The 26,805-nt window shown below is 73.8% G+C and carries 24 protein-coding genes; 12 read left to right on the top strand and 12 right to left on the bottom strand.

All coding sequences use genetic code 11. From position 1 onward, the window contains the following. Positions 1–13 precede the first annotated feature (13 nt). The gene (locus tag ACIPAE_RS35415; RefSeq protein WP_402450989.1) at positions 14–1,360 is read right to left on the bottom strand and encodes a diaminopimelate decarboxylase; all 1,347 of its coding nucleotides are present in this window, start codon (positions 1,358–1,360) and stop codon (positions 14–16) included. A gap of 153 nt (positions 1,361–1,513) precedes the next feature. On the opposite strand from ACIPAE_RS35415, the gene hutU reads away from it, so the two are divergent. The 4 genes from hutU (at position 1,514) to hutI (ending at position 7,336) form a co-directional block, all read left to right on the top strand. Continuing rightward, positions 1,514–3,178, top strand: coding sequence for a urocanate hydratase (gene hutU, locus ACIPAE_RS35410; protein WP_329368930.1), 1,665 nt, complete (start codon positions 1,514–1,516; stop codon positions 3,176–3,178). A 167-nt stretch (positions 3,179–3,345) separates the two neighbouring features. Further along, the gene (locus ACIPAE_RS35405) at positions 3,346–4,545 is read left to right on the top strand and encodes an allantoate amidohydrolase (RefSeq protein WP_366413103.1); all 1,200 of its coding nucleotides are present in this window, start codon (positions 3,346–3,348) and stop codon (positions 4,543–4,545) included. Next, positions 4,536–5,939 carry a formimidoylglutamate deiminase gene (locus tag ACIPAE_RS35400; protein ID WP_402450986.1) on the top strand — a complete coding sequence of 468 codons (1,404 nt, stop codon included), beginning with the start codon at positions 4,536–4,538 and terminating at the stop codon, positions 5,937–5,939. Before ACIPAE_RS35405 ends, ACIPAE_RS35400 begins: the two co-directional genes overlap by 10 nt. Positions 5,940–6,139: 200 nt before the next feature. Next, entirely contained in the window at positions 6,140–7,336 is a 1,197-nt protein-coding gene (gene hutI / locus ACIPAE_RS35395) for an imidazolonepropionase (RefSeq protein WP_402450983.1), read from the top strand. 97 nt (positions 7,337–7,433) lie between these two features. Here hutI and ACIPAE_RS35390 read toward each other — a convergent pair whose 3' ends face one another. After that, a complete protein-coding gene (locus tag ACIPAE_RS35390) occupies positions 7,434–8,015 on the bottom strand; it encodes a TetR family transcriptional regulator (RefSeq protein WP_328464749.1) in 582 nt (193 codons plus the stop codon). Between the two features lie 218 nt (positions 8,016–8,233). Between ACIPAE_RS35390 and ACIPAE_RS35385 the strand changes: the two genes are divergently transcribed. Next, positions 8,234–10,540 (top strand): MMPL family transporter, encoded by a 2,307-nt coding sequence (locus ACIPAE_RS35385; protein WP_329368937.1) that lies wholly within the window; start codon positions 8,234–8,236, stop codon positions 10,538–10,540. A 429-nt stretch (positions 10,541–10,969) separates the two neighbouring features. On the opposite strand, the gene ACIPAE_RS35380 is transcribed toward ACIPAE_RS35385, so the two are convergent. Next, positions 10,970–11,905 (bottom strand): RNA polymerase sigma factor SigF, encoded by a 936-nt coding sequence (locus tag ACIPAE_RS35380; RefSeq protein ID WP_402451082.1) that lies wholly within the window; start codon positions 11,903–11,905, stop codon positions 10,970–10,972. 261 nt (positions 11,906–12,166) lie between these two features. Between ACIPAE_RS35380 and ACIPAE_RS35375 the strand changes: the two genes are divergently transcribed. Both ACIPAE_RS35375 and ACIPAE_RS35370 read left to right on the top strand, forming a co-directional pair. Beyond that, complete coding sequence (locus ACIPAE_RS35375) at positions 12,167–12,535, top strand: STAS domain-containing protein (RefSeq protein ID WP_329368940.1); 369 nt, start codon at positions 12,167–12,169, stop codon at positions 12,533–12,535. Positions 12,536–12,677: 142 nt separating this feature from the next. Then, the gene (locus tag ACIPAE_RS35370; RefSeq protein WP_328464739.1) at positions 12,678–13,181 is read left to right on the top strand and encodes an ATP-binding protein; all 504 of its coding nucleotides are present in this window, start codon (positions 12,678–12,680) and stop codon (positions 13,179–13,181) included. 78 nt (positions 13,182–13,259) lie between these two features. Here the strand turns inward: ACIPAE_RS35370 and ACIPAE_RS35365 are convergent, their stop codons facing one another. Beyond that, positions 13,260–14,762: a PLP-dependent aminotransferase family protein gene (locus tag ACIPAE_RS35365; RefSeq protein WP_402450978.1), complete on the bottom strand. Its 1,503-nt coding sequence runs from the start codon at positions 14,760–14,762 to the stop codon at positions 13,260–13,262. A 46-nt stretch (positions 14,763–14,808) separates the two neighbouring features. On the opposite strand from ACIPAE_RS35365, the gene ACIPAE_RS35360 reads away from it, so the two are divergent. Next, a complete protein-coding gene (locus ACIPAE_RS35360; protein ID WP_366414367.1) occupies positions 14,809–15,357 on the top strand; it encodes a carboxymuconolactone decarboxylase family protein in 549 nt (182 codons plus the stop codon). A 172-nt stretch (positions 15,358–15,529) separates the two neighbouring features. Here ACIPAE_RS35360 and ACIPAE_RS35355 read toward each other — a convergent pair whose 3' ends face one another. From ACIPAE_RS35355 to ACIPAE_RS35345, 3 genes are all read right to left on the bottom strand, one after another. After that, positions 15,530–16,717 carry a dipeptidase gene (locus tag ACIPAE_RS35355; RefSeq protein WP_366414366.1) on the bottom strand — a complete coding sequence of 396 codons (1,188 nt, stop codon included), beginning with the start codon at positions 16,715–16,717 and terminating at the stop codon, positions 15,530–15,532. Positions 16,718–16,790: 73 nt separating this feature from the next. Beyond that, positions 16,791–17,324 carry a 5-(carboxyamino)imidazole ribonucleotide mutase gene (purE, locus tag ACIPAE_RS35350; protein WP_329368948.1) on the bottom strand — a complete coding sequence of 178 codons (534 nt, stop codon included), beginning with the start codon at positions 17,322–17,324 and terminating at the stop codon, positions 16,791–16,793. Further along, complete coding sequence (locus ACIPAE_RS35345; protein WP_402451080.1) at positions 17,317–18,447, bottom strand: 5-(carboxyamino)imidazole ribonucleotide synthase; 1,131 nt, start codon at positions 18,445–18,447, stop codon at positions 17,317–17,319. Before ACIPAE_RS35345 ends, purE begins: the two co-directional genes overlap by 8 nt. 216 nt (positions 18,448–18,663) lie before the next feature. Between ACIPAE_RS35345 and ACIPAE_RS35340 the strand changes: the two genes are divergently transcribed. Beyond that, positions 18,664–19,203: a GtrA family protein gene (locus ACIPAE_RS35340; RefSeq protein WP_329368950.1), complete on the top strand. Its 540-nt coding sequence runs from the start codon at positions 18,664–18,666 to the stop codon at positions 19,201–19,203. Between the two features lie 61 nt (positions 19,204–19,264). Here the strand turns inward: ACIPAE_RS35340 and ACIPAE_RS35335 are convergent, their stop codons facing one another. From ACIPAE_RS35335 to ACIPAE_RS35320, 4 genes are all read right to left on the bottom strand, one after another. Beyond that, complete coding sequence (locus ACIPAE_RS35335) at positions 19,265–20,533, bottom strand: ATP-binding protein (protein WP_402450974.1); 1,269 nt, start codon at positions 20,531–20,533, stop codon at positions 19,265–19,267. 12 nt (positions 20,534–20,545) lie between these two features. Continuing rightward, positions 20,546–21,220, bottom strand: a complete 675-nt coding sequence (locus ACIPAE_RS35330; RefSeq protein WP_093784848.1) for a response regulator transcription factor — start codon at positions 21,218–21,220, stop codon at positions 20,546–20,548. 67 nt (positions 21,221–21,287) lie between these two features. Next, a complete protein-coding gene (locus ACIPAE_RS35325) occupies positions 21,288–22,391 on the bottom strand; it encodes a YbhN family protein (RefSeq protein WP_402450970.1) in 1,104 nt (367 codons plus the stop codon). Positions 22,392–22,598: 207 nt separating this feature from the next. Next, positions 22,599–22,967: a VOC family protein gene (locus ACIPAE_RS35320; RefSeq protein ID WP_329368958.1), complete on the bottom strand. Its 369-nt coding sequence runs from the start codon at positions 22,965–22,967 to the stop codon at positions 22,599–22,601. A 156-nt stretch (positions 22,968–23,123) separates the two neighbouring features. On the opposite strand from ACIPAE_RS35320, the gene ACIPAE_RS35315 reads away from it, so the two are divergent. Continuing rightward, entirely contained in the window at positions 23,124–23,681 is a 558-nt protein-coding gene (locus ACIPAE_RS35315) for a CGNR zinc finger domain-containing protein (RefSeq protein ID WP_402450968.1), read from the top strand. A 111-nt stretch (positions 23,682–23,792) separates the two neighbouring features. Here ACIPAE_RS35315 and ACIPAE_RS35310 read toward each other — a convergent pair whose 3' ends face one another. After that, positions 23,793–25,133 (bottom strand): UDP-glucose dehydrogenase family protein, encoded by a 1,341-nt coding sequence (locus ACIPAE_RS35310; protein WP_402450965.1) that lies wholly within the window; start codon positions 25,131–25,133, stop codon positions 23,793–23,795. A 109-nt stretch (positions 25,134–25,242) separates the two neighbouring features. Between ACIPAE_RS35310 and ACIPAE_RS35305 the strand changes: the two genes are divergently transcribed. Together ACIPAE_RS35305 and ACIPAE_RS35300 are read left to right on the top strand one after the other, a co-directional pair. Next, positions 25,243–26,511, top strand: coding sequence for an LCP family protein (locus tag ACIPAE_RS35305; protein WP_402450962.1), 1,269 nt, complete (start codon positions 25,243–25,245; stop codon positions 26,509–26,511). Positions 26,512–26,647: 136 nt separating this feature from the next. Beyond that, the coding region (locus ACIPAE_RS35300) for an acyl-CoA dehydrogenase family protein (RefSeq protein WP_402451078.1) at positions 26,648–26,805 on the top strand (158 nt) is incomplete at its 3' end.

Here is a 26,805-nt window from a genome sequence, read left to right as displayed (position 1 = left end):
CGCCCCCGCGTCCTTACGACCGCAGCCGCAGGGACGGGAATCCGGCGCCGCTCTCCGCGAGAAGCTCCTCCTGGGTCTGCGCCGCCCGCACCGGCGAGAACGCGACCGCGCCGTCGGGCAGGACGCAGTACCCGTACACCGCGGGGCGCGGCAGGGAGTTGTAGGCGAAGTGGTTGGAGAAGTAGTACGCACCGGTGTCGAGCAGCGCCACATGGTCGCCGGCTTCCAGCAGCGGCAGGGCGCGCCCCTTGGCGACGAGGTCGCCGGCGAAGCAGCAAGGCCCGGCCACGTCCTGGACCACCGGCTCGCCCGTCTTCTCCGCGCCCTCGGCGTCCAGCGCGAGCACGCGGATCGGCCAGGAGTCGGGCACGAACACCGTACGGGTGGCCACCTGGGCGCCGGCGTGGGTGACGGCGATCGGCCGCCCGCCGGCGGACTTCGCGTACTCGACCCGCGCCAGCACCGTGCCGTTCTTGGCGAGCAGGGAGCGGCCGAACTCCGTGACGATGCCGTAGCGCCCGTCGAAGAGCCCGGGGATCTCGGCGCGCAGCAGGTCGGCGTAGTCGGCGAAGGACGGCACCGTCGCGTCGGAGCCGAAGTTCACCGGCAGGCCGCCGCCGATGTCGAGGGCGGTGACCTGCTGCCGTCCGGCGGCGGCGTTGATCCGCTCGGCCAGCTCGTAGGCAGCCCGCACCCCGGCGACCATCAGTTCCAGCGGCACGCCCTGTGAACCGGTGTGGGTGTGCAGCCGGTTGAGCCACGGCCGCCGCGCGTACGCGTCCAGGACCCACTCCAGCGCGCCCGGGTCGCGCAGCGCCACGCCGAACTTGGAGGTGGCGGTGGCCGTGCTCATCGCCCCGATGCTGCCGCCGCCGACCTGCGGGTTGACCCGGAGGCCGACGGGCGAGGCGAAGGGCGAACCGGCGGGCGCCGACTCGCGCAGCCGGTCGATCCGGGCCAGCTCCTCGGGGTTGTCGGCGTTGACCGCGATACCGAGTTCGAGCGCCTCGCGCAGTTCGGCGAGGGTCTTGGCGGGGGAGTCCAGCACGGTCCGCTCCGCCGGGATGCCGGCCGCGCGGGCCAGCGCGAGCTCGCCCGGGCTGGCCACCTCCGCGCCCAGCCCGCACTCGGCGAGCAGCCCGAGCACCGGCACGAGCGAGGCGGCCTTCACCGCGAAGGTATGGGTCACGGTCACACCAGGGGTGGCGAACGCGGCATGCAGGGCCGTCGCCGAGGCGGCGATGCCCGTGATGTCCAGCAACCCGACCACCGGTTCGGCCTCCCCGGCCAGCCCCTGCTCCACCGCGGCCCGCAGCGCGTGCCCCCGCCGTATCCCCAGCTCATCCGTCATGCCCGCCATCCCACCACCTTCCCGCGCGGGACTTCCACCCGGGTCCTGTTGACTAGAGGTATTCATCAGACGAGGATGTGAATATCTTGCTACGGCTGCGCCGCCCGGCGGCGCGCGCACCGTCTTCCGCCACCACGCCGCCACCACGAGGAGGCTTGCCCGATGACCGGACCGAGGCCGGTACGCGCACCGCGCGGCACGGAACTGAGCGCCAAGGGTTGGCAGCAGGAAGCCGCGCTGCGGATGCTCCAGAACAACCTGGACCCCGAGGTCGCCGAGCACCCCGACAAGCTCGTCGTCTACGGCGGCACCGGCAAGGCCGCCCGCGACTGGAACTCCTTCGACGCCATGGTGCGCACCCTGCGCGGCCTGAAGCAGGACGAGACCATGCTCGTCCAGTCCGGCCGCCCGGTCGGCGTCATGCAGACCCACGAGTGGGCGCCCCGGGTGCTGATCGCCAACTCCAACCTGGTCGGCGACTGGGCCAACTGGGAGGAGTTCCGCCGCCTCGAAGCCCTCGGCCTGACCATGTACGGGCAGATGACCGCGGGTTCGTGGATCTACATCGGCACCCAGGGCATCCTCCAGGGCACCTACGAGACCTTCGCCGCCGTCGCCGCCAAGCGGTTCGGCGGCAGCCTGGCCGGCACCATCACCCTCACCGCCGGCCTCGGCGGCATGGGCGGCGCCCAGCCGCTCGCGGTCACCATGAACGGCGGCGTGGTGATCTGCGTCGACTGCGACCCGCGCGCCATCGACCGCCGGATCGAGCACCGCTACCTCGACGTGCGCGCCGACTCCCTCGACCACGCGCTGCGCCTGGCCACCGAGGCCCGCGACGCCCGCCGCCCGCTGTCCATCGGCGTCCTGGGCAACGCCGCCGAGGTCGTGCCGCAACTGCTCGCCATGGGCGCCCCTGTCGACGTGGTCACCGACCAGACCTCCGCGCACGACCCGCTCGCCTACCTCCCGCTCGGCATGGACTTCGCCGACATGGCCGACTACGCGGCCGAGAAGCCCGCCGACTTCACCCAGCGGGCCCGCGAGTCCATGGCCCGGCACGTGGAGGCGATGGTCGGCTTCCAGGACGCCGGCGCCGAGGTCTTCGACTACGGCAACTCCATCCGCGGCGAGGCCAAACTCGCCGGATACGAGCGGGCGTTCGCCTTCCCCGGCTTCGTGCCCGCCTACATCCGCCCGCTGTTCTGCGAGGGCAAGGGCCCCTTCCGCTGGGCCGCCCTGTCCGGCGACCCCGCCGACATCCACCACACCGACCGGGCGATCCTCGACCTGTTCCCCGAGAACGAGTCGCTGGCCCGCTGGATCAAGCTGGCCGGCGAACGCGTCCACTTCCAGGGCCTGCCCGCCCGCATCTGCTGGCTCGGCTACGGCGAACGGGACCGCGCCGGCGAGCGGTTCAACGAGATGGTCGCCGACGGCACCCTCAAGGCGCCCGTCGTCATCGGCCGCGACCACCTGGACGCCGGCTCCGTCGCCTCCCCCTACCGGGAGACCGAGGGCATGCTCGACGGCTCCGACGCCATCGCCGACTGGCCGCTGCTCAACGCCATGGTCAACGTCGCCTCGGGCGCGTCCTGGGTCTCCATCCACCACGGCGGCGGCGTCGGCATCGGCCGCAGCATCCACGCCGGGCAGGTCACCGTCGCCGACGGCACGCCGCTCGCCGCGGAGAAGATCCGCCGGGTGCTCACCAACGACCCCGGCATGGGCGTCATCCGCCACGTGGACGCCGGATACGACCGCGCCGAGGAAGTGGCCCAGGAGCGGGGCGTGCGGGTGCCCATGCGGGAAGGCGACGCCACATGAGCGACGCCGCGGGGAGCCCGGGCGCGGAACGCCCGGGCGCGGAAGGCAGGGGCGCGGAAGGCCGGGGCCCGCAGCGCCCGGAGGACCGGCGCCGGCCCGCCGCGGCACCCGGGCGGCGACATGACCCGGCCGCGGAGCCGCCGGTGCGGGCCCCCGGTTTCCAGGCGATGTGGCGGGAGCTGGCCGCGGTCGGCCGCGACGCCGGCAGCGGCGGCTACCGCCGCTACGCCTGGACACCCGCCGACACCGACTGCCGCGCCTGGTTCCGCGAGCAGGCCGGCGTCCGCGGCCTGGACTACGAACTCGACCGCAACGGCAACCAGTGGGCCTGGCTCGGCGACCCCGCGGCCGGCGACGCCGTGGTCACCGGCTCGCACCTGGACTCCGTGCCCGACGGCGGCGCCTTCGACGGCCCGCTCGGCGTCGTCTCCGCGTTCGCCGCGATCGACGAGCTGCGCGCGCGGGGCGCCGCGCCGCGCCGGCCGCTCGCGGTGGTGAACTTCGGCGACGAGGAGGGCGCCCGCTTCGGCCTGGCCTGCGTCGGCTCCCGGCTGACCGCGGGCCGGCTCACCGCCGAGGACGCGCGCGACCTGCGCGACGCCGACGGTGTCACGCTCGCCCGCGCCATGGAGCGGGCCGGACACGACCCCGACGCCATCGGCGCCGACCCCGAACGCCTCGCCCGCGTCGGCGCGTTCGTCGAACTGCACGTGGAGCAGGGCCGCGCCCTCGACCTCGGCGGCCACCCGGTCGGCGTGGCCTCCGCGATCTGGCCGCACGGCCGCTGGCGCTTCGACTTCCGCGGCGAGGCCAACCACGCGGGCACCACCCGGCTGGAGGACCGGCACGACCCGATGCTGACCTACGCCGGCACGGTGCTCGCCGCCCGCGAGCAGGCCCGGCTGGCCGGCGCGCTCGCCACCTTCGGCAAGATCGCCGTGGAACCGGGCGGCGTCAACGCCATCGCCTCCCTGGTCCGCGGCTGGCTCGACTCCCGCGCCGCCGACGAGGAGACCCTCGCCGCGGTCGTGGCCGGGATCGAGCGGGCCGCCAGGGACAGCGGCGCCCGCGACGGCGTCGCCGTCGACGTGGTCCGCGAGTCCTTCACCCCGGAGGTCGAGTTCGCGCACGCCCTGCGCGACCGGCTCGCCGCGCTGCTCGGCGCGGACGCGACGCCGGCCCCGGTGCTGCCGACCGGCGCGGGACACGACGCCGGAATCCTCGCCACGGCGGTGCCGACCGCCATGCTGTTCGTACGCAACCCCACCGGCGTCTCGCACTCGCCGGCGGAGTTCGCGGCCGAGGACGACTGCGCCGCGGGCGTCACCGCGCTCGCCGACGTACTGGAGGGGCTCGCGTGCCGGTGACGTACTGGCTGGAGCACGCCTGGCTCGACCCGCTGGTCGAGCCGGGCGTGCTGCTGACCGCCGACGGCGGCCGGATCACCGAGGTGCGCTCCGGCGCCGTCACCCCGCCGCCGGGCGCCACCGTGCTGCGCGGCCTGACCGTGCCGGGCCTGGCCAACGCGCACAGCCACGCCTTCCACCGCGCGCTGCGCGGCACCGCCCAGGCCGGCGGCGAACCCGGCACGCCTCCGCCGGGGCGGAGTGACCCGGCGGTCGGCGCTGCGCGTCCGCCGACCTCGTTCTGGACCTGGCGCGAGACCATGTACGCCACCGCCCTGCACCTCACCCCCGACTCCTACTTCGACCTGGCCCGCGCGGTCTACGCCGAGATGGCGCTCGCGGGCATCACCTGCGTCGGCGAGTTCCACTACCTCCACCACCAGCCGGACGGCACCGCGTACGCCGACCCCAACGCGATGGGCGAGGCACTGATCGCGGCCGCCGCCGACGCGGGTATCCGGATCACCCTGCTGGACACCGCCTACCTGCGCGGCGGCCTGACAGCGGACGGCTACCTCCCGCTGGAAGGCGTGCAGCGGCGCTTCGGCGACGGCACGGCCGACCGGTGGTACGACCGCTGGTCGCGGCTCCGGGGTGGCGAGCACGCCAGGATCGGCGCGGCCCTGCACTCCGTGCGGGCCTTCTCCGACCGCGACGGCTACGCCGCCTTCGCGGAGCGCACCAGGGACGTGCCGGTCCACGTCCACCTGTCCGAGCAGCCCGCCGAGAACGAGGCGTGCCTGGCCGTGCACGGCCGCACCCCGGCCCGGCTGCTCGCCGACGCGGGCCTGTGGGGGCGGAACACCACCGCGGTGCACGCCACCCACCTCACCGACGACGACATCGCGGTGCTCGGCGGGACCCGCGCCACGGTGTGCATGTGCCCCACCACCGAACGCGACCTCGCCGACGGGATCGGTCCCGCGCCCGCGCTTCAGCGGGCCGGCAGTCCGCTGACCCTGGGCAGCGACAGCCACGCCGTGGTGGACCTGCTGGAGGAGGCCCGCGCGATGGAGCTGGACGAGCGGCTGCGCACCCGGACCCGCGGCCACTGGTCCGCCGCCGATCTGCTGCGCGCGGCCACCGCCGACGGCCACGCCTGCCTCGGCTGGCCCGAGGCGGGCCGCCTTGAGCGGGGCGCGCTCGCCGACTTCACCACGATCGCGCTGGACTCGGTCCGTACCGCGGGGCCACCGCCCCGGCTCGCCGCCGAGACCGCGGTATTCGCGGCGACCGCGGCGGACGTCCGGCACACGGTGGTGGCGGGCCGTCAGGTCGTGGCGGACGGACGGCACCTGCTCGTGCCGGACGTGGCGGGCGCGCTGGCCACCGCGATCGCCGCCGTGCGCGGCTGAAGGCGGGGCGCGCGCGTGCGAAGCCCGTCCGGCCGTCGCCCGCCGAGCCGCCACCTCGACCCGCGGGGACACCGGAACCCGCCGGTCGCGGCCGCGCCGCGGAGGACCCCCGTGCCCCCGCGAAACGGCCCCGAACCCCGGCGGGCACCCGCGCCACCGCGGGCGCCCAGGCCCACGCGAGCACCACGAAGGAGCAGGCCATGACGGTCAGCACGGCCATCACCGACATCGGCAGCCTGATCACCAACGACCCCTCCCTCACCAGCGCGGACAACCCTCTCGGCCTGATCCAGGACGCCGCCGTCGTCATCGAGGGCGACCGCGTCGTCTGGACCGGTGCTTCCAGCAAAGCACCCACCACTGACAATCGGGTCGACGCCGGCGGCCGCGCACTGCTGCCCGGGTTCGTGGACTCCCACGCGCACCTGGTCTTCGCGGGCGAGCGCGGCGCGGAGTTCGCCGCGCGGATGGCCGGGCGCCCGTACAGCGCGGGCGGCATCCGCACCACCGTGGCGGCCACCCGGGCCGCCTCCGACGCCGAGCTCGCCCGCAACCTCGCCCGCTACCTCGCCGAGGCCCGGCGGCAGGGCACCACCACGGTCGAGGTCAAGTCCGGCTACGGCCTCACCGTCCACGACGAGGCCCGCGCGCTGCGGATCGCCGCCGAGCAGACCCCGGAGACCACCTACCTCGGCGCCCACGTCGTCGCCCCCGAGTACGCCGACGACCCGGCCGGGTACGTCGCCCTCGTCACCGGCCCGATGCTCGACGCGTGCGCGCCCCACGCCCGCTGGGTGGACGTGTTCTGCGAGCGGGGCGCCTTCGACGGCGACCAGGCGCGCGCGGTGCTCGAAGCGGGGCTCGCCCGCGGCCTGACCCCGCGCGTGCACGCCAACCAGCTCGGCCACGGCCCGGGGGTCCTGCTCGCCGTCGAACTCGGCGCCGCGTCGGCCGACCACTGCACCCATCTCACGGACACCGACGTGGACGCTCTCGCGAGCGGCGGGACCGTCGCCACGCTGCTGCCCGGCGCCGAGTTCTCCACCCGCGCCGCCTACCCCGACGCCCGGCGCCTCCTCGACGCGGGCGCGACCGTCGCGCTGTCCACCGACTGCAACCCCGGATCGTCGTTCACGTCCTCGATGGCCTTCTGTGTCGCCGTCGCCGTCCGCGACATGGGCATGACCCCCGACGAGGCGGTCCGCGCGGCCACCCACGGCGGCGCGCGCGCCCTGCGCCGTACCGACGTCGGGACGGTCGCCCCCGGCGCCCGGGCCGACCTCCACCTGCTGGACGCCCCCACCCATGTGCACCTCGCCTACCGGCCCGGCGTCCCGCTCACCGCGGCGGTGTGGCAGGGGGGCGAGCGGGTCCGCCCGGACCAGCCGCCGCTGTGACCGCGTGCGGGTGCCGTGACCGTACGGCGGCGGGCTCCGTGCGTGCCGGTGCTGGTGCTGGCGCCGCGGCCGTACGCCGCTGCGCGCGGCCGGGGGCTCAGGCCCTGGCGGGCGGCACCCGCAGGATGCGCAGCAGGGTCGAGGTGAGGGCCTCGCGCAGTTCGCGGTCGGTGAGGTCCATCAGCTCGGCCAGGCAGTCCGGCACGGTGAACACCGCGTTGTAGGCGAGCCGTTCGGCGCCGCTGGGCTGCTCGCCGAAGAGCAGGTGGAGGCCGCGCTCGCGCATCGTGAGCACCTGGGTCTTCTCCGGGTGCACGGGCCGCTCGGGGTCGGTGGAGGCCATCACCATGTTCTGCCGGTTGGCGACGAGGAAGTCCACGAAGCCGTGCACCACGTGCTCGATCCTGGCCCGCCGGCCGCGCAGCGCCGCCGCTTCGTCCAGCAGCGTGCCCATCCGCTCGATGCCGGGCATCAGGGCCGCGTGCAGGATGTCGTTCTTCGCCCGGAAGTGGTAGTAGACGGCCGCCTTCGTCAGACCCAGCTCGTCGGCGATCATCTGGAGCGAGGTGGCGCTGTAGCCGAGTTCCGAGAAGAGCCGCTGGGCCGTGTCGAGGATCTGCTGCCGTGTCTGCTCGGCCTGCGCCGCGCGACTGGTCAGGCCCTTGGCCGACGTCGCCATGGCTGCGTTCCTCCTTCGTCCCCCTTGAGTCCGCAGCATACAAGCCACCGGACCCGCCGTCACCAGATCGCACACCGAGCTGCCGCCCTGCCGCCGGACCTGCCGCCCCACCTGCGCGCCCGCGTCGTCCGGCTGATCGCGGCATGACGATTTCACCGGCCTCCGGCTGGTGAATCACCTGCCGCTGGCCAGTCATTCACTTGACGAGCGGCTAGTGAATGCTTAGCGTCGTCGAGCAGGTCGGCAACCGCGCCGACCTGCCGTTCGGATGTACGGGAGACGTGGGGAAGTCACTTATGTCCAGCTATCTGTACCGCCTCGCCCGCTTCTCCTACCGGCGACGCGTCCTCGTTCTCGTGCTGTGGCTGGTGGCCGCGATCGCCGCCGTCACGATCGCCCAGGTGAGCGGCGGCAAGACCAACGACGACTTCACGATCCCGGGCACCGAGGCGCAGAAGGCGTCCGACGTGCTGAGCGCCAAGCTCCCCGCGTTCAGCGGCGGGCAGAGCACCATCGTCTTCGCGGCCAAGAAGGGCGCCACGCTGACCACGCCCGCCGCCCGGGACGAGATCCGTACGGCGATGACCAAGCTGTCGTCCGTGCCGCAGGTGTCGAAGTCCGTGGACCCGTTCACCGGGCGCCTGGTCTCCAAGGACGGCCGGATCGCCCTCGGCCAGGTCCAGTGGACCGCTAAGCCACCGGACGTCAAGGACGCCAACCTCGACGCCATGCAGGACGTGATGAAGCCGGTGCGCGCCGCCGGCCTGGAGGTCGAGTACAACGGCAGCGTCTTCCCGGGCTGGCGTTTCGAGGTCTCCGAGACGCCCGAACTGATCGGCCTGGTGATCGCGTTCGGGATTCTGATGGTCACCTTCGGCGCGTTCGCCGCCGCCGGCATGCCGATCATCAGCGCGATCATCGGGGTGATCACCACCCTGATGGGCGTCACGGCGGCGGCCTCGGTCATCACCATCGCCTCCGCCTCCACCACCGTCGCCCTGATGCTCGGCCTGTCCTGCGGCATCGACTACGGCCTGTTCATCCTGTCCCGGCACCGCGCCAACCTGCTGCGCGGCGTGCCGCCGGAGGAGTCCGTGCCACTGGCGATGGGCACCGCGGGCAGCTCGGTGGTCTTCGCCGCGCTCACGGTGATCATCGCGCTGTGCGGGCTGACCGTGGTCGGCATCCCGTTCCTGACCGTCATGGGCCTGGCCGCGGCGGCCTCGGTCCTGGTGGCGCTGCTCATCGCGCTCACCCTGCTGCCCGCGCTGCTCGGCTTCGCCGGGCGCCGGGTGGCCCGCTTCAGCCGGCTGCCGAAGTTCGGCGCGCACGCCGAGCGGGTGGCCCGCCGTACCGCCGCCGACCCGAACAGCACCGCGGGCGCCGGCTGGTCGCGGTTCGTCGTACGCCACCGGGTGCTGGTCACCGTCGTCGGCGTGGTGCTGCTCGGCGTGCTGGCGATCCCCGCCACGAGCATCCGGCTCGGTCTGCCGTCCGGCGCCTCGCAGCCGACCGACAACACCCAGCGCAAGGCGTACGACCTGACCACCGAGGGCTTCGGCGCCGGCTTCAACGGCGCGCTGCTGATCGTCGCCCAGGACGTCTCCTCGCCGTCGGACACGCTGAAGATCTCCGCCGCGCTCGGCCGGCAGGCAGACGTCGTCCAGGCCACCCCGATCGCCGCGCAGAACGGTGTGGCGCTGATCCGGGTGATCCCGAAGTCCGGGCCGAACGACTCCGCCACGCAGGACCTGGTGCACACCCTGCGCGACAACCGGACGACGATCGAGTCCGGCACCGGCGCGCACATCCTCGTCGGCGGCACCACGGCCTCCAACATCGACGTGTCCGCGAAGCTCTCCAGCGCGCTGCCGGTCTTCCTGATCGCCGTCGTCGGCCTGGCGTTCGTCCTGCTGACCTTCGCCTTCCGGACCATCCTGGTGCCCCTGAAGTCGATCGTCGGCTTCCTGCTGTCGATGGCCGCCGCGCTCGGCGCCCAGGTGGCGGTCTTCCAGTGGGGCTGGGGCCGGCACCTGCTGGGCATCACCCCGAGCGAGACGATCAGCTTCCTGCCGATCATCATGCTCGCGATCATCTTCGGACTGTCCAGCGACTACGAGGTGTTCGTCGTCTCGCGGATCAAGGAGGAGTTCACCCGGCACGGTGACGCCCGCGCGGCCGTGCAGCGCGGCACCGCGCTGTCGGCCCGGGTGGTCACCGCGGCCGCGCTGATCATGTTCTCGATCTTCGTGGCCTTCATGTTCACCAGCAATCCGACCATCCAGGCGATCGGCTTCAGCTTCGCGGTCGGCGTGTTCCTCGACGCCTTCGTGGTGCGGCTGACCCTGGTCCCCGCGGTGATGGCCCTCATCGGCGGGCGGATCTGGTACCACCCGAAGTGGTTCGGCCGCTGGGTGCCCGACTCGGACATCGAGGGGCAGCGCCTCGAAAAGCGGCTGGCCGACGGGGACTTCGGCGCCGAGGCGGCGAAGGCGGCGGAGAAGTCGAACGTGGCGGGCCGGTAGCGGCAGGCGCGCGGACGAGCGGGTGGTTGGCCGTCCCGGTGCCCGGCGGGCACCGGGACGGCCGGCGGTCGGAGCGGGGACGTCCCACCGCCCTGGGCAAGAGCCGCACCCCGCCCGCGCGGCGCTCGCGAGCTGGGCCGTCGAGCACCACGAGGAGATCGAGACGAGCAGGTCCGAGTACGGCAACGGCCCCGCTGACCACCCCGCCGGGGGCGTTCTGCGGGGCCGGTGGGCCGCCGGGGCGGGCGGGCCCTAGGCCGTGTTTTGGAAGTAGCGCCGTCCGCCCAAAGGGCGGGGCCCGTGGCGTCTGGTGCGTGCGATCGCAAGGCGGAGGGTTGTCCTCGTAGTGGGCCTACTCGGACAAGCCCGACAACGAAGCGAGCGTGCGTGCCAGGCGCCACGGGCCAGGCGGGACTTCCAAAACACGGCCTAGTCCTCGACCAGCAGGCCGCGGCGCAGCCGGGCGAGGGTGCGGCTGAGCAGGCGGGAGACGTGCATCTGGGAGATGCCCAGCTCCTCGCCGATCTCGGACTGGGTGAGGTTGCCGACGAAGCGCAGCGAGAGGATGGTCCGGTCCCGGGCCGGCAGCTTGGCGATCAGCGGCCTCAGCGACTCGATGTACTCGACGCCTTCGAGGTCGTGGTCCTCGTAGCCGATCCGGTCGGCGAGCGCGCCCTCGGGGTCGTCCTCGGTGGGCTGGGCGTCCAGCGAGCTGGCGGTGTACGCGTTGCTCGCCGCCATGCCCTCGATCACCTCGTGGTCGGGCAGGTCGAGCCGGTCGGCCAGTTCGCGCACCGTCGGGCTGCGGTCGAGCTGCTGGGCCAGCTCGTCGCCGGCCTTGGCGAGGTCCAGCCGCAGCTCCTGGAGCCGCCTCGGCACCCGCACCGACCACGAGGTGTCGCGGAAGAACCGCTTGATCTCGCCGACGATGGTGGGCATCGCGAAGGTCGGGAACTCCACCCCGCGGGCCAGCTCGAACCGGTCGATCGCCTTGATCAGGCCGATCGTGCCGACCTGGACGATGTCCTCCATCGGCTCGCTGCGGCTGCGGAACCGGGAGGCGGCGAACTTCACCAGCGCGAGGTTCAGCTCGACGAGCGTGTTGCGGACGTAGCTGTACTCGCCGGTGCCCTCCTCCAGGGACTGGAGGCGGCCGAAGAGCGTCTTGGACAGCGCCCGCGCGTCCACCGGGCCGATCTCGTCGTAGGGCGGGATCTCGGGCAGATCGTCGAGTTCGAGGCCGTGGTGTTCGAGGCCGTGGTGTTCGACGTCGGCGTGGACGTGCTCGCCGTCGTCCTCGCCGTGGTCAGGACCGGCGTGTTCGTGGCCGATGTGTGCCGCCTCGTGCGTCTCCTCGCCGAGCATCCCCTCCCAGCGGGCGGGGAAGCCCCCCTGTCGCTCCTGGTCCTGATCCGGGCCGAGCCGGGGTGTCATGCGCTCATCCCTCTCTTGCGGCGCGGGTGTCTTTCCTCTGCCGTACTTCAGCCCTACCGCCATCCGGCGGTGTCCCGCAAGTCCGGGGGCTTGCCGGATCGACTACCGCACGCACCCGGGAACGCGTAGGGTCGGGCTCGCGTCACCCGGGGGCGCAGGGTGTGTGACCAGGGACGCAGCGAGGGAGAGCAGATGGACCAGGAGGCGGTGGGCACCGCCGGTCTCGGCCGGCTGCACGTCGAGGTGGGGCAGCAGGGCAGCAGTACCGTTTTCACCCCGTCGGGAGAGCTCGACCACCACACCGCCGACCTCCTCGCCGAGCCGATGACCGCGGCCGTCGACGGGGGCGCGATCCGTCTGGTGGTGGACTGCTCGGGCCTGGAGTTCTGCGACTCCACCGGGCTCAACGTCCTGCTCGGGGCGCGGCTCCAGGTCGAGGCGCGTGGGGGCACGGTGCACCTGGCAGCCATGCGGCCGACGGTCGCACGGGTATTCGAGATCACCGGCGCAGACGCGGTGTTCACCGTGCACGAAACGCTCGACCAGGCACTCCAGGAGTAGCGGGGTCGGGGACGGGGGCAAGCTGCATGAGAGGAACCAGCCGGATCGCACGCGCATTGGTCGCCTGTGGCGCGTGTTCCCGGAGATCGACCGGGCAGAAGACAGTTCGGACCCAGCCGGACATCCGTGAGGTGAGGCCAAGATGAGCACCACCCGGCCGTACGCCGCGGGTGACCACGCGCCCGACGCGGGCGACGGCGACGGCGAGAGCGAGTCGGACGTGGATCTGCGGGCGCCGGAGCCGGTACGGCGGCTGGCGCTTTCCGGGGAGAGCGGGATCGTGCCGCGCGCCAGGGACTTCACCCGCCAGGCGCTGCGCGACTGGGGCTGGCTGCCCGGGTCCACCGCCGACCGCAAGGCCGCCGCCGAGGACGTCCTGCTGGTCGTCTCCGAACTGGTCACCAACGCGTGCCTGCATGCCGGGGGGCCCGAGGAGCTGCGACTGCTGCGCAACGGCAAGGCGCTGCGCCTGGAGGTCGTCGACGGCGGCAGCGGCGAGCCCGCGCCGCGCTCCCCGCACCGCGCGGGCCGTCCCGGCGGCCACGGCATGTTCATCGTGCAGCGGCTCTGCCTGGACTGGGGCGTGGTCCGCGACGGTGAGCGCCCGGGCAAGACCGTGTGGGCGGAGCTGGCGGCTCCGCAGTAGCCGTCCGCGCGCCGCCGCGGGCGGGGGCAAGGACGGAACGCTGGGCCTGACCGCGGCCGCGCCCGGAGTGCGGCCGCGCTACGGCCTGGTCAGCGCGGCCATGAGCGCGTCCAGCGCCGCCGGGTACGCCCCCTCGCCCGGCGTGCCGTATCCGATGATCAGACCTTGCGGGCGGTCCGCCGCCGCTGACGTGTGCGCGGGCCCCTGTTCGGGCGGCCCGCCCTTGTGCGGTCGGTCGTTCTCGTGCCAGTGGTCGCCCAGCGTGCCCACCGCCAGCCCCAGCCGCGCCGCGCGCCGCCGGATCTGGGCCTCCGCCGGTTCGCCCGGCGGCAGGGTCAGCAGGGCGTGCAGGCCCGCAGCGATCCCGTCCAGGCCGTACGGCCCGCCCTCGCCGCCTTCTGGCCCCGTGCCGTACGCCCCCCGCAGCCGTGCCACCAGCAGGTCGCGGCGCCGGCGGTAGCGCAGCCGGCCGGCCCGCACCTGGCGGTCGTAGCCGTGGTCGCGGATCAGCTCGGCGAGGGTGAGCTGGCCCAGCGCGCCGGTGTGGAAGTCGCTGTGCAGCTTCTCCTCGGCGACCGGCGCCACCAACCGCGGCGGAAGGACCATCCAGCCCAGCCGCAGCGCCGGGCCGAGCGTCTTGGAGGCGGTGCCGACGTACACCACGTGGTCGGGCGCGGTGCCCTGGAGGGCGCCCACCGGCTGGCGGTCGTACCGGAACTCCCCGTCGTAGTCGTCCTCGACCACCAGGCCGCCGGTCTCCAGGGCCCAGGCGGTCAGCGCGTGGCGGCGCGAGGGGTGCAAGGTCACGCCCGTCGGGTACTGGTGCGCGGGGGTGACCACGACCGCGTCCACCGCGGCCGCGCCCGTGGCGAGCCGGTGGGTGCGCGCGCCGCGCTCGTCGGTGGGCAGCGGGACCACCCGGCCGCCGGCCCGCCGGACCACCTCGCGGTGGAAGGGCAGCCCCGGGTCCTCCATGGCGACCGTGCGCGCCGTGACCCGTACCAGCAGCGCGAGGGCCTGGACGTATCCCGAGGTGACGATGATCCGCCCGGGCTCCGCGACCACCCCGCGGGTCCGCCCCAGGTACTCCGCCAGCGCCGTCCGCAGCTCGATCCGGCCGCGCGGGTCGCCGTAGTCGTACGCGGCCGAGGGAGCCGCGCCCAGGGCCCGCCGGGTCGCCCGCATCCAGGCGGCGGTGGGGAAGGAGGTCACGTCGGGGCTGCCGGGCCGCAGGTCGTGGCGGGGTACGGGGGCGGGGCCGCCGCCGTCGCCCGGGTGCGCGGCCGGCGGCCCGGGCCGGTCGGCGACCACGGTGCCCGAGCCCTGCCGCGCGTCGAGGTAGCCCTCGGCCACGAGCTGGTCGTACGCGGCCTTGACGGTGCCGCGCGCCACCCCGGTGTCGGCGGCGAGCCGGCGGGTGGACGGCAGGCGCGCGCCCGGGGCGAGCCGGCCGTCGCGGACCGCGTCCCGCAGCGCCCGCTCCAGCGCGGCGCGGCGGCCGCCCTGCCCCGGGCCGGTCGGCAGGTCGAGGTGCAGGTCCACACCTGCGGCACCCGTCGAAGTGGGCCAGGATTCGTGCATGGAAATGGATCTTATCCGCGGTCCATTCCGGCCCTAGGTTCGCCCTATGAGCAACGACACCAGCACCGCGAAGACCACCGAGCCCGCCACCGACTCCGCTCCCGCCACCGACTCCGCTGCCGGGAGCGGCAGCGCGGCCGACGCCCGCGTCGTGCCGCCGGTCCGGTTCGCCGTCGACACCCTCGCCCCGCACATCAACCGCGCCATGAACGCCCTGGACGCCGCCTCCCGCAAGGTCGGCCTGGAGGCCCCGCTGCTCGAACTCGTCCGGACCCGCGCCTCGCAACTCAACGGCTGCGCCTACTGCGTCGACACCCACACCAAGGACGCCCGCTCGGGCGGCGAGAGCGAGCAGCGGCTCCACGCGCTCGCGGTCTGGCGGGAGACGCCGTTCTTCACCGCCCGCGAAAGGGCCGCCCTCGCGCTGACCGAGGCGGCCACCCGCCTGACCGACGGCCCGGTGTCCGACGCCGTCGTGGACGAGGCGGCGGAGCACTTCGGCCCCACCGAACTGGCCGAGCTGCTGTGGACGATCACCGTGATCAACGCCTGGAACCGGCTCGGCGCGGTGGCCCGCCCCTGGCCGCTGGCGTGAGCGGCGCCTGAACGGGCGGAACGCGCGGGTGCGGACAGGTGCGGACGGGGGCGTCGGAGCGGCGCAGGGGAGCGCTCCGACGCCCCCGCCGGCCTGCCGGCCCGCCGGCCGCGCCTGCCGGCCTTCGCCGCTCTCCGCGCCGTCCCGTGGGTCGTGGGTCGTGGGTCGCGGGTCAGCCGTCGAGCTGCCCGATCGTCGCCGCCGACGGCCCCCGCTCGGCGCGCAGCCCGGCCGCCGCCGACTCCGCGTCGCGCAGCACCCGTACGGCGTTGTGCCAGGTGAGCTTGGCGATGTCGGCGTCGGACCAGTTGCGGTCGAGCAGTTCGGCGATCAGGTGCGGGTAGCCGGCCACGTCGGAGAGGTCGGTGGGGGTGAAGGCGGTGCCGTCGTAGTCGCCGCCGATGCCGAGGTGGTCGACGCCGGCCACCTCGCGCATGTGGTCGAGGTGGTCGGCGACCGTGGCCGCGGTGGCGGTCGGACGGGGGTGCGCGGCCTCGAAGGCGTGCTGCACGTCCATGCCGGCCGGGGTGGTGTCCAGCGGGTGCAGGCCGTGGGCGCGCATGTTCGCGTCCGCCTCCAGGGTCCACTCGATCGCGGCCGGCAGGATGAACTTCGGCACGAACGTGGCCATCGCCACGCCGCCGTTGCCGGGCAGCAGCGCGAGCACGTCGTCGGGGATGTTCCGCGGGTGGTCGCAGACGGCGCGGGACGAGGAGTGCGAGAACAGCACCGGCGCCTGCGCCACCCGCAGCGCGGCGCGCATGGTGTCGGCGGAGACGTGCGAGAGGTCCACCAGCATGCCCAGCCGGTTCATCTCGCGGACCACCTCCTCGCCGAAGGCGGTCAGCCCGTGCGCGGCGGGCTCGTCGGTCGCGGAGTCCGCCCAGGGGGTGTTGTCGTTGTGGGTGAGCGTCATGTACCGCACGCCCAGCGCGTACAGGGCGCGCAGCGCGGCCAGCGAGCAGTCGATGGAGTGCCCGCCCTCGGCGCCCATCAGGGAGGCGATCCGGCCCGAGGCGCGCGCGGCCTCCATGTCGTCGGCGCTGGTCGCCAGGTACAGGTCGTCGGGGTAGCGCTCGGCCAGCCGGTGCACCACGTCGATCTGTTCGAGGGTCGCGGTGAGCGCCGCGCCGCCCTTGAGCGACACCGACACGTACACCGACCAGAACTGCGCGCCCACCCCGCCGGCCCGCAGCCGCGGCAGGTCGGTGTGGGTGCGGGCGGTCTGGTCGGCGGCCAGGTCGAACCGGTCCAGGTCGTACGCGACCTGCTCGCGCAGCGCCCACGGAAGGTCGTTGTGGCCGTCCACCACGGGGTGGGCGGCCAGCAGGTCACGGGCGCGGTCGAGGAGGCGGTCCACGGCAGTACTCCAGGTGCGTGCGGCGGTGCGCACCCTGGGGGCGCGCACCGCGACGGGTCGTCGGTCCGCGCGGCTACCGGGCGAAGCCGAAGCCCGCGGTCCCCTTCACCTTCGCACGCAGCCGGTTGCCCTTCTCCGTCGCCTGCTCGGTCAGCGATGTCTGGAACTCGCTCATCCGGGTGCGCAACTGCGTGTCATGGGCGGCCAGGATGCGGACGGCCAGCAGCCCGGCGTTGCGCGCGCCGGCCACCGACACCGTGGCGACCGGGACGCCGGCGGGCATCTGCACGATCGACAGCAGCGAGTCCATGCCGTCCAGGTACTTCAGCGGCACCGGCACGCCGATGACCGGCAGCGGGGTGACGGCGGCGAGCATGCCCGGCAGGTGGGCGGCGCCGCCCGCGCCCGCGATCAGCGCCTTGAGGCCGCGGTCGGCGGCCTGCTCGCCGTAGGCGACCATCTCGTGCACCATCCGGTGCGCGGAGACGACGTCGACCTCGTAGGGCACCGAGAACTCGTCCAGCGCCTCGGCGGCGGCCTCCATCACCGGCCAGTCGGAGTCGGAGCCCATCACGATGCCGACGAGGGGGGACGGCGCTTCACTCATCGATGGTTCCTCGCAGGTAGCCGGCCGCGTGGCTCGCGCGCTCGCGCACGTCGGCCAGGTCGTCGCCGTAGGTGTTGACATGGCCGACCTTGCGGCCGGGCTTCACGTCCTTGCCGTACATGTGGATCTTCAGGCCCGGGTCGCGGGCCATGCAGTGCAGGTACGCCGGGTACATGTCGGGGTAGTCGCCGCCCAGGACGTTGGCCATCACCGTCCAGGGCGCGCGGGGGCGCGGGTCGCCGAGCGGCAGGTCGAGCACGGCGCGCAGGTGGTTGGCGAACTGCGAGGTGGCCGCGCCGTCCATGGTCCAGTGGCCGCTGTTGTGCGGGCGCATCGCGAGTTCGTTGACGAGCACCGCCGGGGTGCCGTCGGGCCCGCGCACCTCGAACAGCTCGACCGCCAGGTGCCCGACCACGCCCAGCTCGTGGGCGATGGTCAGCGCCAGCCGCTGGGCGCTCGTGGACAGCTCGTCCGGCAGCCCGGGCGCGGGGGCGATCACGGTGTCGCAGACGCCGTCCACCTGGATCGACTCGACCACCGGGTACGCCACCGCCTGGCCGTGCGGCGAGCGCACCACGTTGGCGGCCAGCTCCCGGACGAAGTCCACCTTCTCCTCGGCGAGCACCGGCACCCCGGCCTTGAACGGCTCGGCGGCCTCGGCCCCGGACCGGACGATCCACACGCCCTTGCCGTCGTATCCGCCGCGGGCGGTCTTCAGCACGACCGGGAACCCGGCGCCCTCCTCGGCGAACCGCACCACGTCGTCGGGGTCGGCCACGACCCGGTTGCGCGGGCAGGGCACGCCGATCTCGGCGAGCCGGCGGCGCATGACCGCCTTGTCCTGGGCGTGCACCAGGGCGTCGGGGCCGGGCCGCACCGCGATGCCGTCGGCCTCCAGGGCGCGCAGGTGCTCGGTGGGCACCTGTTCGTGGTCGAAGGTGATCACGTCGCAGCCCGCGGCGAAGGCACGCAGGGTGTCGAGGTCCCGGTAGTCACCGACGGTCACGTCGGCCACCACCTGGGCGGCGGAGTCCTGGGGGGTGTCGCTGAGCAGCCGGAACCGGATGCCGAGCGGGATACCCGCTTCGTGGGTCATGCGGGCGAGCTGGCCGCCGCCGACCATGCCGACTACGGGGAATGTCACGATGTGTGTCCTGCCGGTGGTACGGGGCTGGGCACTGTCCAGGATATCCGCCGGGCGCCGGACGGAACTCACCGCCTTCGACGGCCGTCTTCCCCTGCGAGGCGACTAGGCTGTGGTCGGTACGCCGCCCCCGGCACTCCGACCCCAGCAGGAAGCCGAGCAACCAGACCCCGACAGACAGGCCCCACGGACACCATGAGCGGACTGCGCGCACTGCGTTCGAAGCTGGCCCTGCTGTACCGCGAGATCGCCAAGTTCGGTGTGGTCGGCGCGGCGGGTGTGCTGGTCAACATCGGCGTGTTCAACCTGGTCAGGCACAACAGCGGGTTGCAGACGGTACGGGCCAGCATCGTCGCCACCATGGTGTCGATCGTCTTCAACTACGTCGGCTTCCGGTACTTCACCTACCGCGACCGGGACCGGGCGGGCCGCACCAAGGAGCTCAGCCTCTTCCTGTTCTTCAGCGCCATCGGCCTGGTGATCGAGAACGGCGTGCTCTACACCGCGACCTACGGCTTCGGCTGGGACACCCAGCTGCAGAGCAACGTGTTCAAGTTCGCCGGTATCGGGGTGGCCACGCTCTTCCGGTTCTGGTCGTACCGCACCTGGGTGTTCCGCACGCTGCCGGCCCGCGAGGCGGTGGAGCAGGCGGAGTCCTTTCTCACCGCGGCCGAGCGCGCGGAGGCGGAGAAGGCCGGCAAGCGGAAGCGGCAGGCCGCCGACCGGATCGGCTAGCCGATGACCCGCTGGGCGATGACCCGCTGGGCGGTGACCGGATCGGCGGGGGTCTGCTCGGTTAGCCGATGACCTGCTCGCGCGGGGGCGGCGGGGTGATCTCCTGGGCCAGGAACAGCGCGAAGACCGGCGGCCGCTGCTGGAGCAGTTCCAGCCGTCCGCCGTCCGCCTCGGCGAGGTCGCGGGCCACCGCGAGGCCGAGGCCGGTGGAGTTGCGGCCGCTGACCGTACGTTCGAAGACCCGGGCGCCCAGGTCCGGCGGCACCCCCGAGCCGTCGTCCGAGACCTCGACCACCGCCTGGTTGCCGGTCACCCGGGTGTGCAGGGCGAGGGTGCCCGCGCCGTGCATCAGCGAGTTCTCGATCAGGGTGGCGAGCACCTGCGCCACCGCGCCCGGCGTACCGACCGCGCGCAGCCCGCGGGTGCCGGACAGCTGCACGGCGCGCCCCTCATTCTGGTAGGCGGGCCGCCACTCCTCGATCTGCTGCCGGATCACCTCGTCGAGGTCGAAGTCGACCGCGGAACCGCTGCGCGGGTCGCGCGAGTTGGTGAGCAGCCGCTGGACGACGTCGGTGAGGCGCTCGACCTGGCCGAGCGCGATGGCCGCCTCCTCCTTCACCGCCTCGTGGTCGTCGGCGGTGGCCACGATCTCCTCCAGCCGCATCGACAGCGCGGTCAGCGGGGTGCGCAACTGGTGCGAGGCGTCGGCGGCGAGCCGCCGCTCGGCGGTGAGCATCCGGCCGATCCGCTCGGCGCTGGCGTCCAGGACGTCCGCGATCCGGTCGAGTTCCGGCACTCCGTAGCGGCGGTGCCGGGGCCGAGGGTCGCCGGAGCCGAGGCGTTCCGCGGTCTCGGCGAGGTCGGTGAGCGGGCTGGCCAGCCGCCGGGCCTGGCGCACCGCGAGGGCGACCGCGGCCAGCACCGCGAGCAGCGCCACCGCGAGGATCACCAGCAGGGTGCGGCCGATCTGCCGGCTGACCGTGGAGCGCGCCTCCTCGACGGTGACGGACTCGCCGTGGTCGCCGCGCTGGGTCGACTTCAGGACAGCGCCCGAGGGGCGGTCGCCGAGCCGGACCTCGGGGTGGCCGGGCACCCGGACGGTCGCGTACCGGTTGTCGGCGATCTGCCGGTCCAGGCCCTTGGCGTCGACCGACTCACCGGCCAGGATGCGGTTCTCCACGATCCCGGTGAGCCGGACCGCCTCGGACTGCACGCCGTCCTGGGCGCTGCTCTGGATGGTCCTGGCCTCCACGATGACCAGGGAGATGCCGAAGACGGCGATCACCACGAGCACCACGGCCAGCGTGGAGGAGATCAGGCGGCGGCGCATCGAGCGGGCGGGTCAGTTCTTCTCGAAGCGGAAGCCGACCCCGCGGACGGTGGCGATGTAGCGCGGGTTGGCCGCGTCGTCGCCGAGCTTCTTGCGCAGCCACGAGATGTGCATGTCCAGGGTCTTGGTCGACGACCACCAGGTGGTGTCCCACACCTCGCGCATCAGCTGCTCGCGGGTGACCACCCGGCCGGCGTCCCTGACCAGCACCCGCAGCAGGTCGAACTCCTTGGCGGTGAGCTGGAGTTCGTCGTCGCCCATCCAGGCGCGGTGCGACTCGACGTCGATCCGCACCCCGTGGGTGGAGGGCTGGGCGGGCTCGGTGGTGCCGCGCCGCAGCAGGGCGCGGACCCGGGCGAGCAGTTCGGCGAGGCGGAACGGCTTGGTGACGTAGTCGTCGGCGCCGGCGTCCAGGCCGACCACGGTGTCCACCTCGTCGGCCCGGGCGGTGAGCACCAGCACCGGGAAGGTGTGGCCCTCCGTGCGGATACGGCGGCATACGTCGAGACCGTCCATGCCGGGCAGGCCCAGGTCGAGCACCACCAGGTCGACAGCGCCGAGCAGCGCGGTCTCCAATGCGGTGGGTCCGTCCTCGCGCACCTCGACCTCGTACCCCTCGCGGCGCAGGGCGCGTGCGAGCGGTTCCGAGATGGATGCGTCGTCCTCGGCGAGAAGTACGCGGGTCATGGGCTTGATGGTAGTCCGCGCCGGACCGTACCGGCCCGGTGGTACGCAGACCCCGTTCGACCGCCGGTCACAGCACCTTGCGGCGGATCAGTGCGCTGAGCGTCAAGGTCGCGGGCAGCAGCGGCAGCCAGACGCTGGTGATCCGGAACGCGAGCACCGCCGACGCGGCGGTCTCGGTGGGGGAGCCGGCGGCGACCAGGGCGAGCGCGAGGGCGGCGTCGACCGAGCCGATTCCGCCGGGGGTGGGCACCAGGGCGGCCGCGCAGGTGGCGGCGAGGTAGGCGAGCGCCACGTGCACCGGCGCCACCGGCAGGCCGAGCGCCCGCGCGACCGCGGCCATCGAGCACGCCTGGAGCAGCGGGAAGACCAGCGAGCCGCCCCACAGGGCCAGCACGCGGCCGGGCCGGGCGTGCAGGGCGCGGGCGTCGGCGAGCGCGGCGCTGACGAAGCCGGCCACCGCGCGCCGCAGCGGCCGGACCAGCACCAGGGTGAGGACGGCGGCGGCCACGGTGGCGGCCGCCGCCGCGGCCAGCAGCAGGACGCCGGTTCCGTCCGGCAGCAGGCCCCCGGCGTGCAGGGCGTGCGGGTAGGCGGCGAGCAGCACCAGCAACAGGCCCACGCGGCAGGCGGACTCGGCCAGCGAGTACAGCGCCAGGGCGGCCGTGGAGCGGGCCAGCGGCACGCCGTTGACGCGCAGGAAACGGAGGTTGACCGCGCTGGCGCCGAGCCCGGCGGGGGCGAGCTGGCCGGCGGCGGTCGCGGCGAACTGGGTGGCCAGCAGCCGGCCGCGCGGCAGGGGCTCCAGGACGGTGCCCTGGCGGGCGACGGCGTTGGCGACGTAGCCGAGCCCGGTGCCCGCGAGCGCGGCCAGCAGCCAGCCGGGGTCGGCGTCGACCATGTCGTGCAGGCCCGACGCCATCAAGGAGCGGTGCAGGGCCACCCACACGGCCACCAGGACCGCGGGCACGAGTCCGGCGAGGGTGCGCAGCGGCAGGCGCCGCCACAGGGGCGCCTGGGCGGGCCTGCGGGGGCCGCCGGCGGCGTCCGGGGCCGGGGAGGTGTCCGGGGCCGCGCCGGGCTCTGTGCCGGGGCCGGGCTCGGCGTCGGTCGTGGTCCGGGTGCGCGCGCGGGTGCGCGGCCGGAGCCGGGTCCTGGCCGGCGTCCGCAGCATCGCCCTCGCCCCCGCCCCGCTTGTCGCCGCCTGTCGGGCGCGACCGGGCGGCCCCCCCCTGGGGCAGCATCGCGGGGCCGGGATACGGCGGGGATACGCGCAGGCCACGGATGGGACACGTCCTGGCGTCGGCCGGACCCGCGCGCCGCCCGCCCGGAGGTGGCGGACTCCCCTCCTCCGGGCGGGCCCGCCCGGAGGGCTACCGGGTCAGCAGGCGCACAGGCAGAAGGGATGCCCCGCCGGGTCCGCGTACACCCGCCAGTTGCGCGCCCCGTCCTGGTCGCCCTCCAGCAAGGCCGCGCCCAGGCCGAGCACATGCCGCTCGGCCGCGTCGAACTCCGCGCGCGGCACGGCGATGTCGAGGTGGAACTGCTGGGGCCGCTCGGGGTCGGGCCAGGCCGGCGGCCGGTGGTCGGGGGCGAATTGGAAGGACAGCCGCTGGCCGCCCTCGCGGTTGAGGTCGACCCAGGTCTTGTCCTCGGCGTCGACGGTGCCGCCGACCAGTTCCGCGTAGAAGGCGGCGAGCGAGACGGGGTCGGGGCAGTCGAGGACGACAGCGCCGAGGGTGCCGATCATGCGGGCTCCTTGGAGGTGGGCGGGTACCCGGAAGGCGTCGCGTGCGCACCTGCGCGGGCTGCGTTACCTGTGAACGGCCTATGCCGGTAACAGTTACTCCATGATGGGGGAGCAGTGGTAACGACGCAAGGGTGATCCGGCAGTAACGTTGCGAGGGTGGAACAGCCCGGAGACCGTCATGCCGCACCCGAGCCGCTGCGGCTGGTGCAGGACCTGGTCAACACCGTTGACCTGGAGGACGAGGCGGACGAGCTGGACAGCCCCGAGGCGCTGACCGCCTGGGTGCGCGGGCGCGGTATCGACCCGGGCCCCGAGGGTTTCGACCGGGCCGGGCTCGACGCGGTCCTGGTGCTCCGGGAGGCGCTGCGGGACGTCTGCTCCGCGCACGCGGGCACCGACATGCCCCCGGACTCGCTGGCCGCGCTCGACGGGTTGCTGGCCGCCGCCCCGCTGCGGCTCGCGATCGATCCGCTGGGCGCCGCCACGGTGCTCCCGGCGCCCGCGCCCGGCGGTGTCGCCGCCCTCACCGCGCGGGTGGCAGCGGTGATCGCCGCGGCCGCCGCGGACGGCACCTGGCAGCGGATGAAGGCGTGCGCCGCGGACACCTGCCGCTGGGTCTACTACGACCGCAGCCCGGCGGGCCGCAGCCGCTGGTGCTCGATGGCGATCTGCGGCAGCCGGGCGAAGATGCGGGCGTACCGCAGCAGGAAGTGACCGGCGGGCGCCGCGGGTCGGCGGCGCGTGTTCGTGCGTACGGACCCGCGCGCCCTGGAGTCCGGTAAGGCCCGCGCTCCTGGAGATCGGGCCTTACCGGACCAGGTCGCGCTACGCGTTCGGGCGGCCCATCGCGCGGTAGGTCCAGCCGGCCTTCCGCCACAGCTCGGCGTCGAGCGCGTTGCGCCCGTCGAGGATGTGCCGCTGCCCGGCCACCTCGGCCAGCCGCGCCGGGTCCAGCTCGCGGAACTCCCGCCACTCGGTGAGGTGCAGGACGATGTCGGCGCCCCGGACCGCGTCCACGGCGCTGGGGGCGTAGCCGAGGGTCGGGAAGAGCCGCCGGGCGTTCTCCATGCCCTTGGGGTCGTAGACGGTGACCTGGCCGCCCTGGAGGTGGATCTGGCCCGCCACGTTGAGGGCGGGGGAGTCGCGCACGTCGTCGGAGTCGGGCTTGAACGCGGCGCCGAGCACCGCGATCCGGCGGCCGAGGAAGCTTCCGCCCAGCGCCTCGCGGGCCCAGTCCACCATGTGGGTGCGGCGCCGCATGTTCACCGAGTCGACCTCGCGCAGGAAGGTCAGCGCCTGGTCGGCGCCCAACTCGCCGGCCCGGGCCATGAACGCGCGGATGTCCTTGGGCAGGCAGCCGCCGCCGAAGCCGATCCCGGCCCGCAGGAACTTGTGGCCGATCCGGTCGTCGTGCCCTATGGCCTGGGCGAGCACCGCGACGTCGCCGCCGGCGGCCTCGCACACCTCGGCCATGGCGTTGATGAAGGAGATCTTGGTGGCGAGGAAGGCGTTCGCCGCGGTCTTCACCAGCTCGGCCGTCGGGTAGTCCGCGACGATGAACGGCGTCTCTTCTGCGAGCGGCCCGGCGTAAACCTCCCGCAGGAGTGACTCCGCGTGCTCGCTCGCCACGCCGACCACGATCCGGTCCGGGTGCAGGGTGTCCTGCACCGCGAAGCCCTCCCGCAGGAACTCGGGGTTCCAGGCCAGCTCGACGTCCTCACCGGCCGGCGCCAGGTCGCTCAGCATCCCGGCCAGCCGGGCCGCGCTGCCCACCGGCACCGTGGACTTGCCCACCACCAGCGCGGGCCGCCGCAGATGCGGGGCGAGCAGGGAGAGAGCGCTGTCCACGTGGCTCATGTCGCAGCCGTACTCGCCGTGCTTCTGCGGGGTGTTGACGCAGACGAAGTGCACGTCGCCGAAGTCGGCCACCTCCTGCCACGAGGTGGTGAAGCGCAGCCGTCCGCTGGAGCCGTCGATCCCGGCCACGTGCTTGGCCAGCAGGTCCTCCAGGCCCGGCTCGTACATCGGCACCCGGCCCTGCGCCAGCATGGCGACCTTGCCCTCGTCGATGTCGAGGCCGAGCACCTCGAATCCCAGCTCGGCCATGGCGGCGGCATGGGTGGCGCCGAGGTAACCGGTGCCGATGACGGTGAGCTTCAGAGGCATGCGCCGAAGCATAGTCGGCACCGGCTGGGCCGAATCCAGCGTGGGGACAGGGCCAGAGGGACACAATGCGTGCATAGGGCCACAGGTCTACCGGGGTGGGGGTGCGTCCATGGCGGACGAGGGTGGAGCGGACGGCACGAACGAGGGTGACGAGGGTCCGGCCGGCCCTCCGGACGAGCCCGCGGGCCCCGCATGCGATGAGGCCGTACCCGCAGAGGCCGTACCCGCAGAGGCCGTACCCGCCGAAGCCGCGCGCGCCGAAGAGGCACCCGCTGAAGCCGAACTCGAACCCGGACCCGGACCCGCCGCCCTCGCCCCCGGCCCCTTACCCGACCGTCGCTCCCGGCGCCGGCGCCGTACCCGCCGGGTGCTCTACGCCGCCCTGAGCCTGCTGTGCGCCGGCGTCCTGCTGATCGTCGGCACCGGCTACTGGGCGTACCACCACTACACCGGCCGGGTGCAGCGCATCCCCAACGCCTTCCCCACTGATGTGCCGGAGTCCGCGCTGCCGCAGCCGTCCAAGGGCGGCAGCCAGACCTTCCTGCTGGTCGGCCTGGACGCGCGGTCCGACCTGCCCACCACCGGCAAGGGCGCCAAGGCCCCGGAGTGGAAGCCCGGCGCCCAGCGCAGCGACACGATGATGCTGGTGCACATACCCGCGAACCACAAGAACGCGTACGTCGTCTCGCTGCCCCGCGATTCCTGGGTGAGCATCCCCGGTCACGGCAAGGCCAAGCTGAACGCCGCCTTCTCCTGGGGCGGGCCGCCGCTGCTGATCGACACCGTGCAGCGCATGACCAAGGTGAGGATCGACCACCTGATGGTGATCGACTGGAGCGGGTTCAAGAAGCTCACCGACGCGATCGGCGGGGTGGACATCACCGTCGACAAGACCGTCTCGCGCCGCAACGGCCCCGGCGGGGTGTGGACCGCCGGCACCCACCACATGGACGGCGCCGAGGCGCTGGACTACGTCCGCGAGCGCTACGGCCTGCCGCGCGGTGACCTCGACCGCACCCACCGCCAGCAGAACTTCCTGCGCGCGGTGCTCGCCAAGATGCTCTCCACCGGCACCTTCACCAACCCGCTCAAGCTCAAGCGCGCCCTCGACCAGGTCACCTCGGTGGTCAGCTTCGACGACAAGCTCTCCGACGGCGACCTGCGCGACCTGGTGTGGAACATGCACGGGGTGCGCTCGAAGGACATGTCGTTCATGAACGCGCCGGTCGCGGGCTTCGACACCATCGACAAGCAGTCGGTGGTGCTGCTCGACGCCAACGCCTCGGCCGAGCTGTGGGAGGCGATGCGCAACGACACCATGGCGCACTACATGGCGACCGCCGACGGCGTCGACACGCTCGGCAAGAACGTGTCCTGATCCGCCCGGCCCGGGTGTCGCCGACGTCACGCGAGGGCAAGGATCACCCGCGCGGGCCCGTTGGCACCCGCCCTCCCGCGACCGTAGGGTGACGGGGTTACTGAACGGTAGCGAACATACTCGGGAGTGAGACTTCATGGCCGCAGCAGCCGACTTCGACCTGTTCCGGACCTCCGAGGAGCATGAGATGCTCCGCGACGCCGTCCGGTCGCTGGCCGAGGCGAAGATCGCGCCGTTCGCCGCGGAGGTCGATGAGCAGGGCCGTTTCCCGCAGGAGGCGCGGGACGCGCTGGA

Source organism: Streptomyces sp. NPDC087270, assembly GCF_044744625.1.
Classification (GTDB): Bacteria; Actinomycetota; Actinomycetes; order Streptomycetales; family Streptomycetaceae; genus Actinacidiphila.
Note: the sequence above shows the minus strand (reverse complement) of the source record. Positions and strands in the feature narration are given on the sequence as shown.

Coding starts and splice junctions, on each gene's coding strand:
- ACIPAE_RS35415 (WP_402450989.1), bottom strand. CDS start 1,360: ATGGCGGGCATGACGGATGAGCTGGGGATACGGCGGGGGCACGCGCTG.
- hutU (WP_329368930.1), top strand. CDS start 1,514: ATGACCGGACCGAGGCCGGTACGCGCACCGCGCGGCACGGAACTGAGC.
- ACIPAE_RS35405 (WP_366413103.1), top strand. CDS start 3,346: ATGTGGCGGGAGCTGGCCGCGGTCGGCCGCGACGCCGGCAGCGGCGGC.
- hutI (WP_402450983.1), top strand. CDS start 6,140: ATGACGGTCAGCACGGCCATCACCGACATCGGCAGCCTGATCACCAAC.
- ACIPAE_RS35390 (WP_328464749.1), bottom strand. CDS start 8,015: ATGGCGACGTCGGCCAAGGGCCTGACCAGTCGCGCGGCGCAGGCCGAG.
- ACIPAE_RS35385 (WP_329368937.1), top strand. CDS start 8,234: ATGCTTAGCGTCGTCGAGCAGGTCGGCAACCGCGCCGACCTGCCGTTC.
- ACIPAE_RS35380 (WP_402451082.1), bottom strand. CDS start 11,905: ATGCTCGGCGAGGAGACGCACGAGGCGGCACACATCGGCCACGAACAC.
- ACIPAE_RS35375 (WP_329368940.1), top strand. CDS start 12,167: ATGGACCAGGAGGCGGTGGGCACCGCCGGTCTCGGCCGGCTGCACGTC.
- ACIPAE_RS35370 (WP_328464739.1), top strand. CDS start 12,678: ATGAGCACCACCCGGCCGTACGCCGCGGGTGACCACGCGCCCGACGCG.
- ACIPAE_RS35365 (WP_402450978.1), bottom strand. CDS start 14,762: ATGCACGAATCCTGGCCCACTTCGACGGGTGCCGCAGGTGTGGACCTG.
- ACIPAE_RS35360 (WP_366414367.1), top strand. CDS start 14,809: ATGAGCAACGACACCAGCACCGCGAAGACCACCGAGCCCGCCACCGAC.
- purE (WP_329368948.1), bottom strand. CDS start 17,324: ATGAGTGAAGCGCCGTCCCCCCTCGTCGGCATCGTGATGGGCTCCGAC.
- ACIPAE_RS35345 (WP_402451080.1), bottom strand. CDS start 18,447: ATGGTCGGCGGCGGCCAGCTCGCCCGCATGACCCACGAAGCGGGTATC.
- ACIPAE_RS35340 (WP_329368950.1), top strand. CDS start 18,664: ATGAGCGGACTGCGCGCACTGCGTTCGAAGCTGGCCCTGCTGTACCGC.
- ACIPAE_RS35335 (WP_402450974.1), bottom strand. CDS start 20,533: ATGCGCCGCCGCCTGATCTCCTCCACGCTGGCCGTGGTGCTCGTGGTG.
- ACIPAE_RS35330 (WP_093784848.1), bottom strand. CDS start 21,220: ATGACCCGCGTACTTCTCGCCGAGGACGACGCATCCATCTCGGAACCG.
- ACIPAE_RS35325 (WP_402450970.1), bottom strand. CDS start 22,391: ATGCTGCGGACGCCGGCCAGGACCCGGCTCCGGCCGCGCACCCGCGCG.
- ACIPAE_RS35320 (WP_329368958.1), bottom strand. CDS start 22,967: ATGATCGGCACCCTCGGCGCTGTCGTCCTCGACTGCCCCGACCCCGTC.
- ACIPAE_RS35310 (WP_402450965.1), bottom strand. CDS start 25,133: ATGCCTCTGAAGCTCACCGTCATCGGCACCGGTTACCTCGGCGCCACC.
- ACIPAE_RS35305 (WP_402450962.1), top strand. CDS start 25,243: ATGGCGGACGAGGGTGGAGCGGACGGCACGAACGAGGGTGACGAGGGT.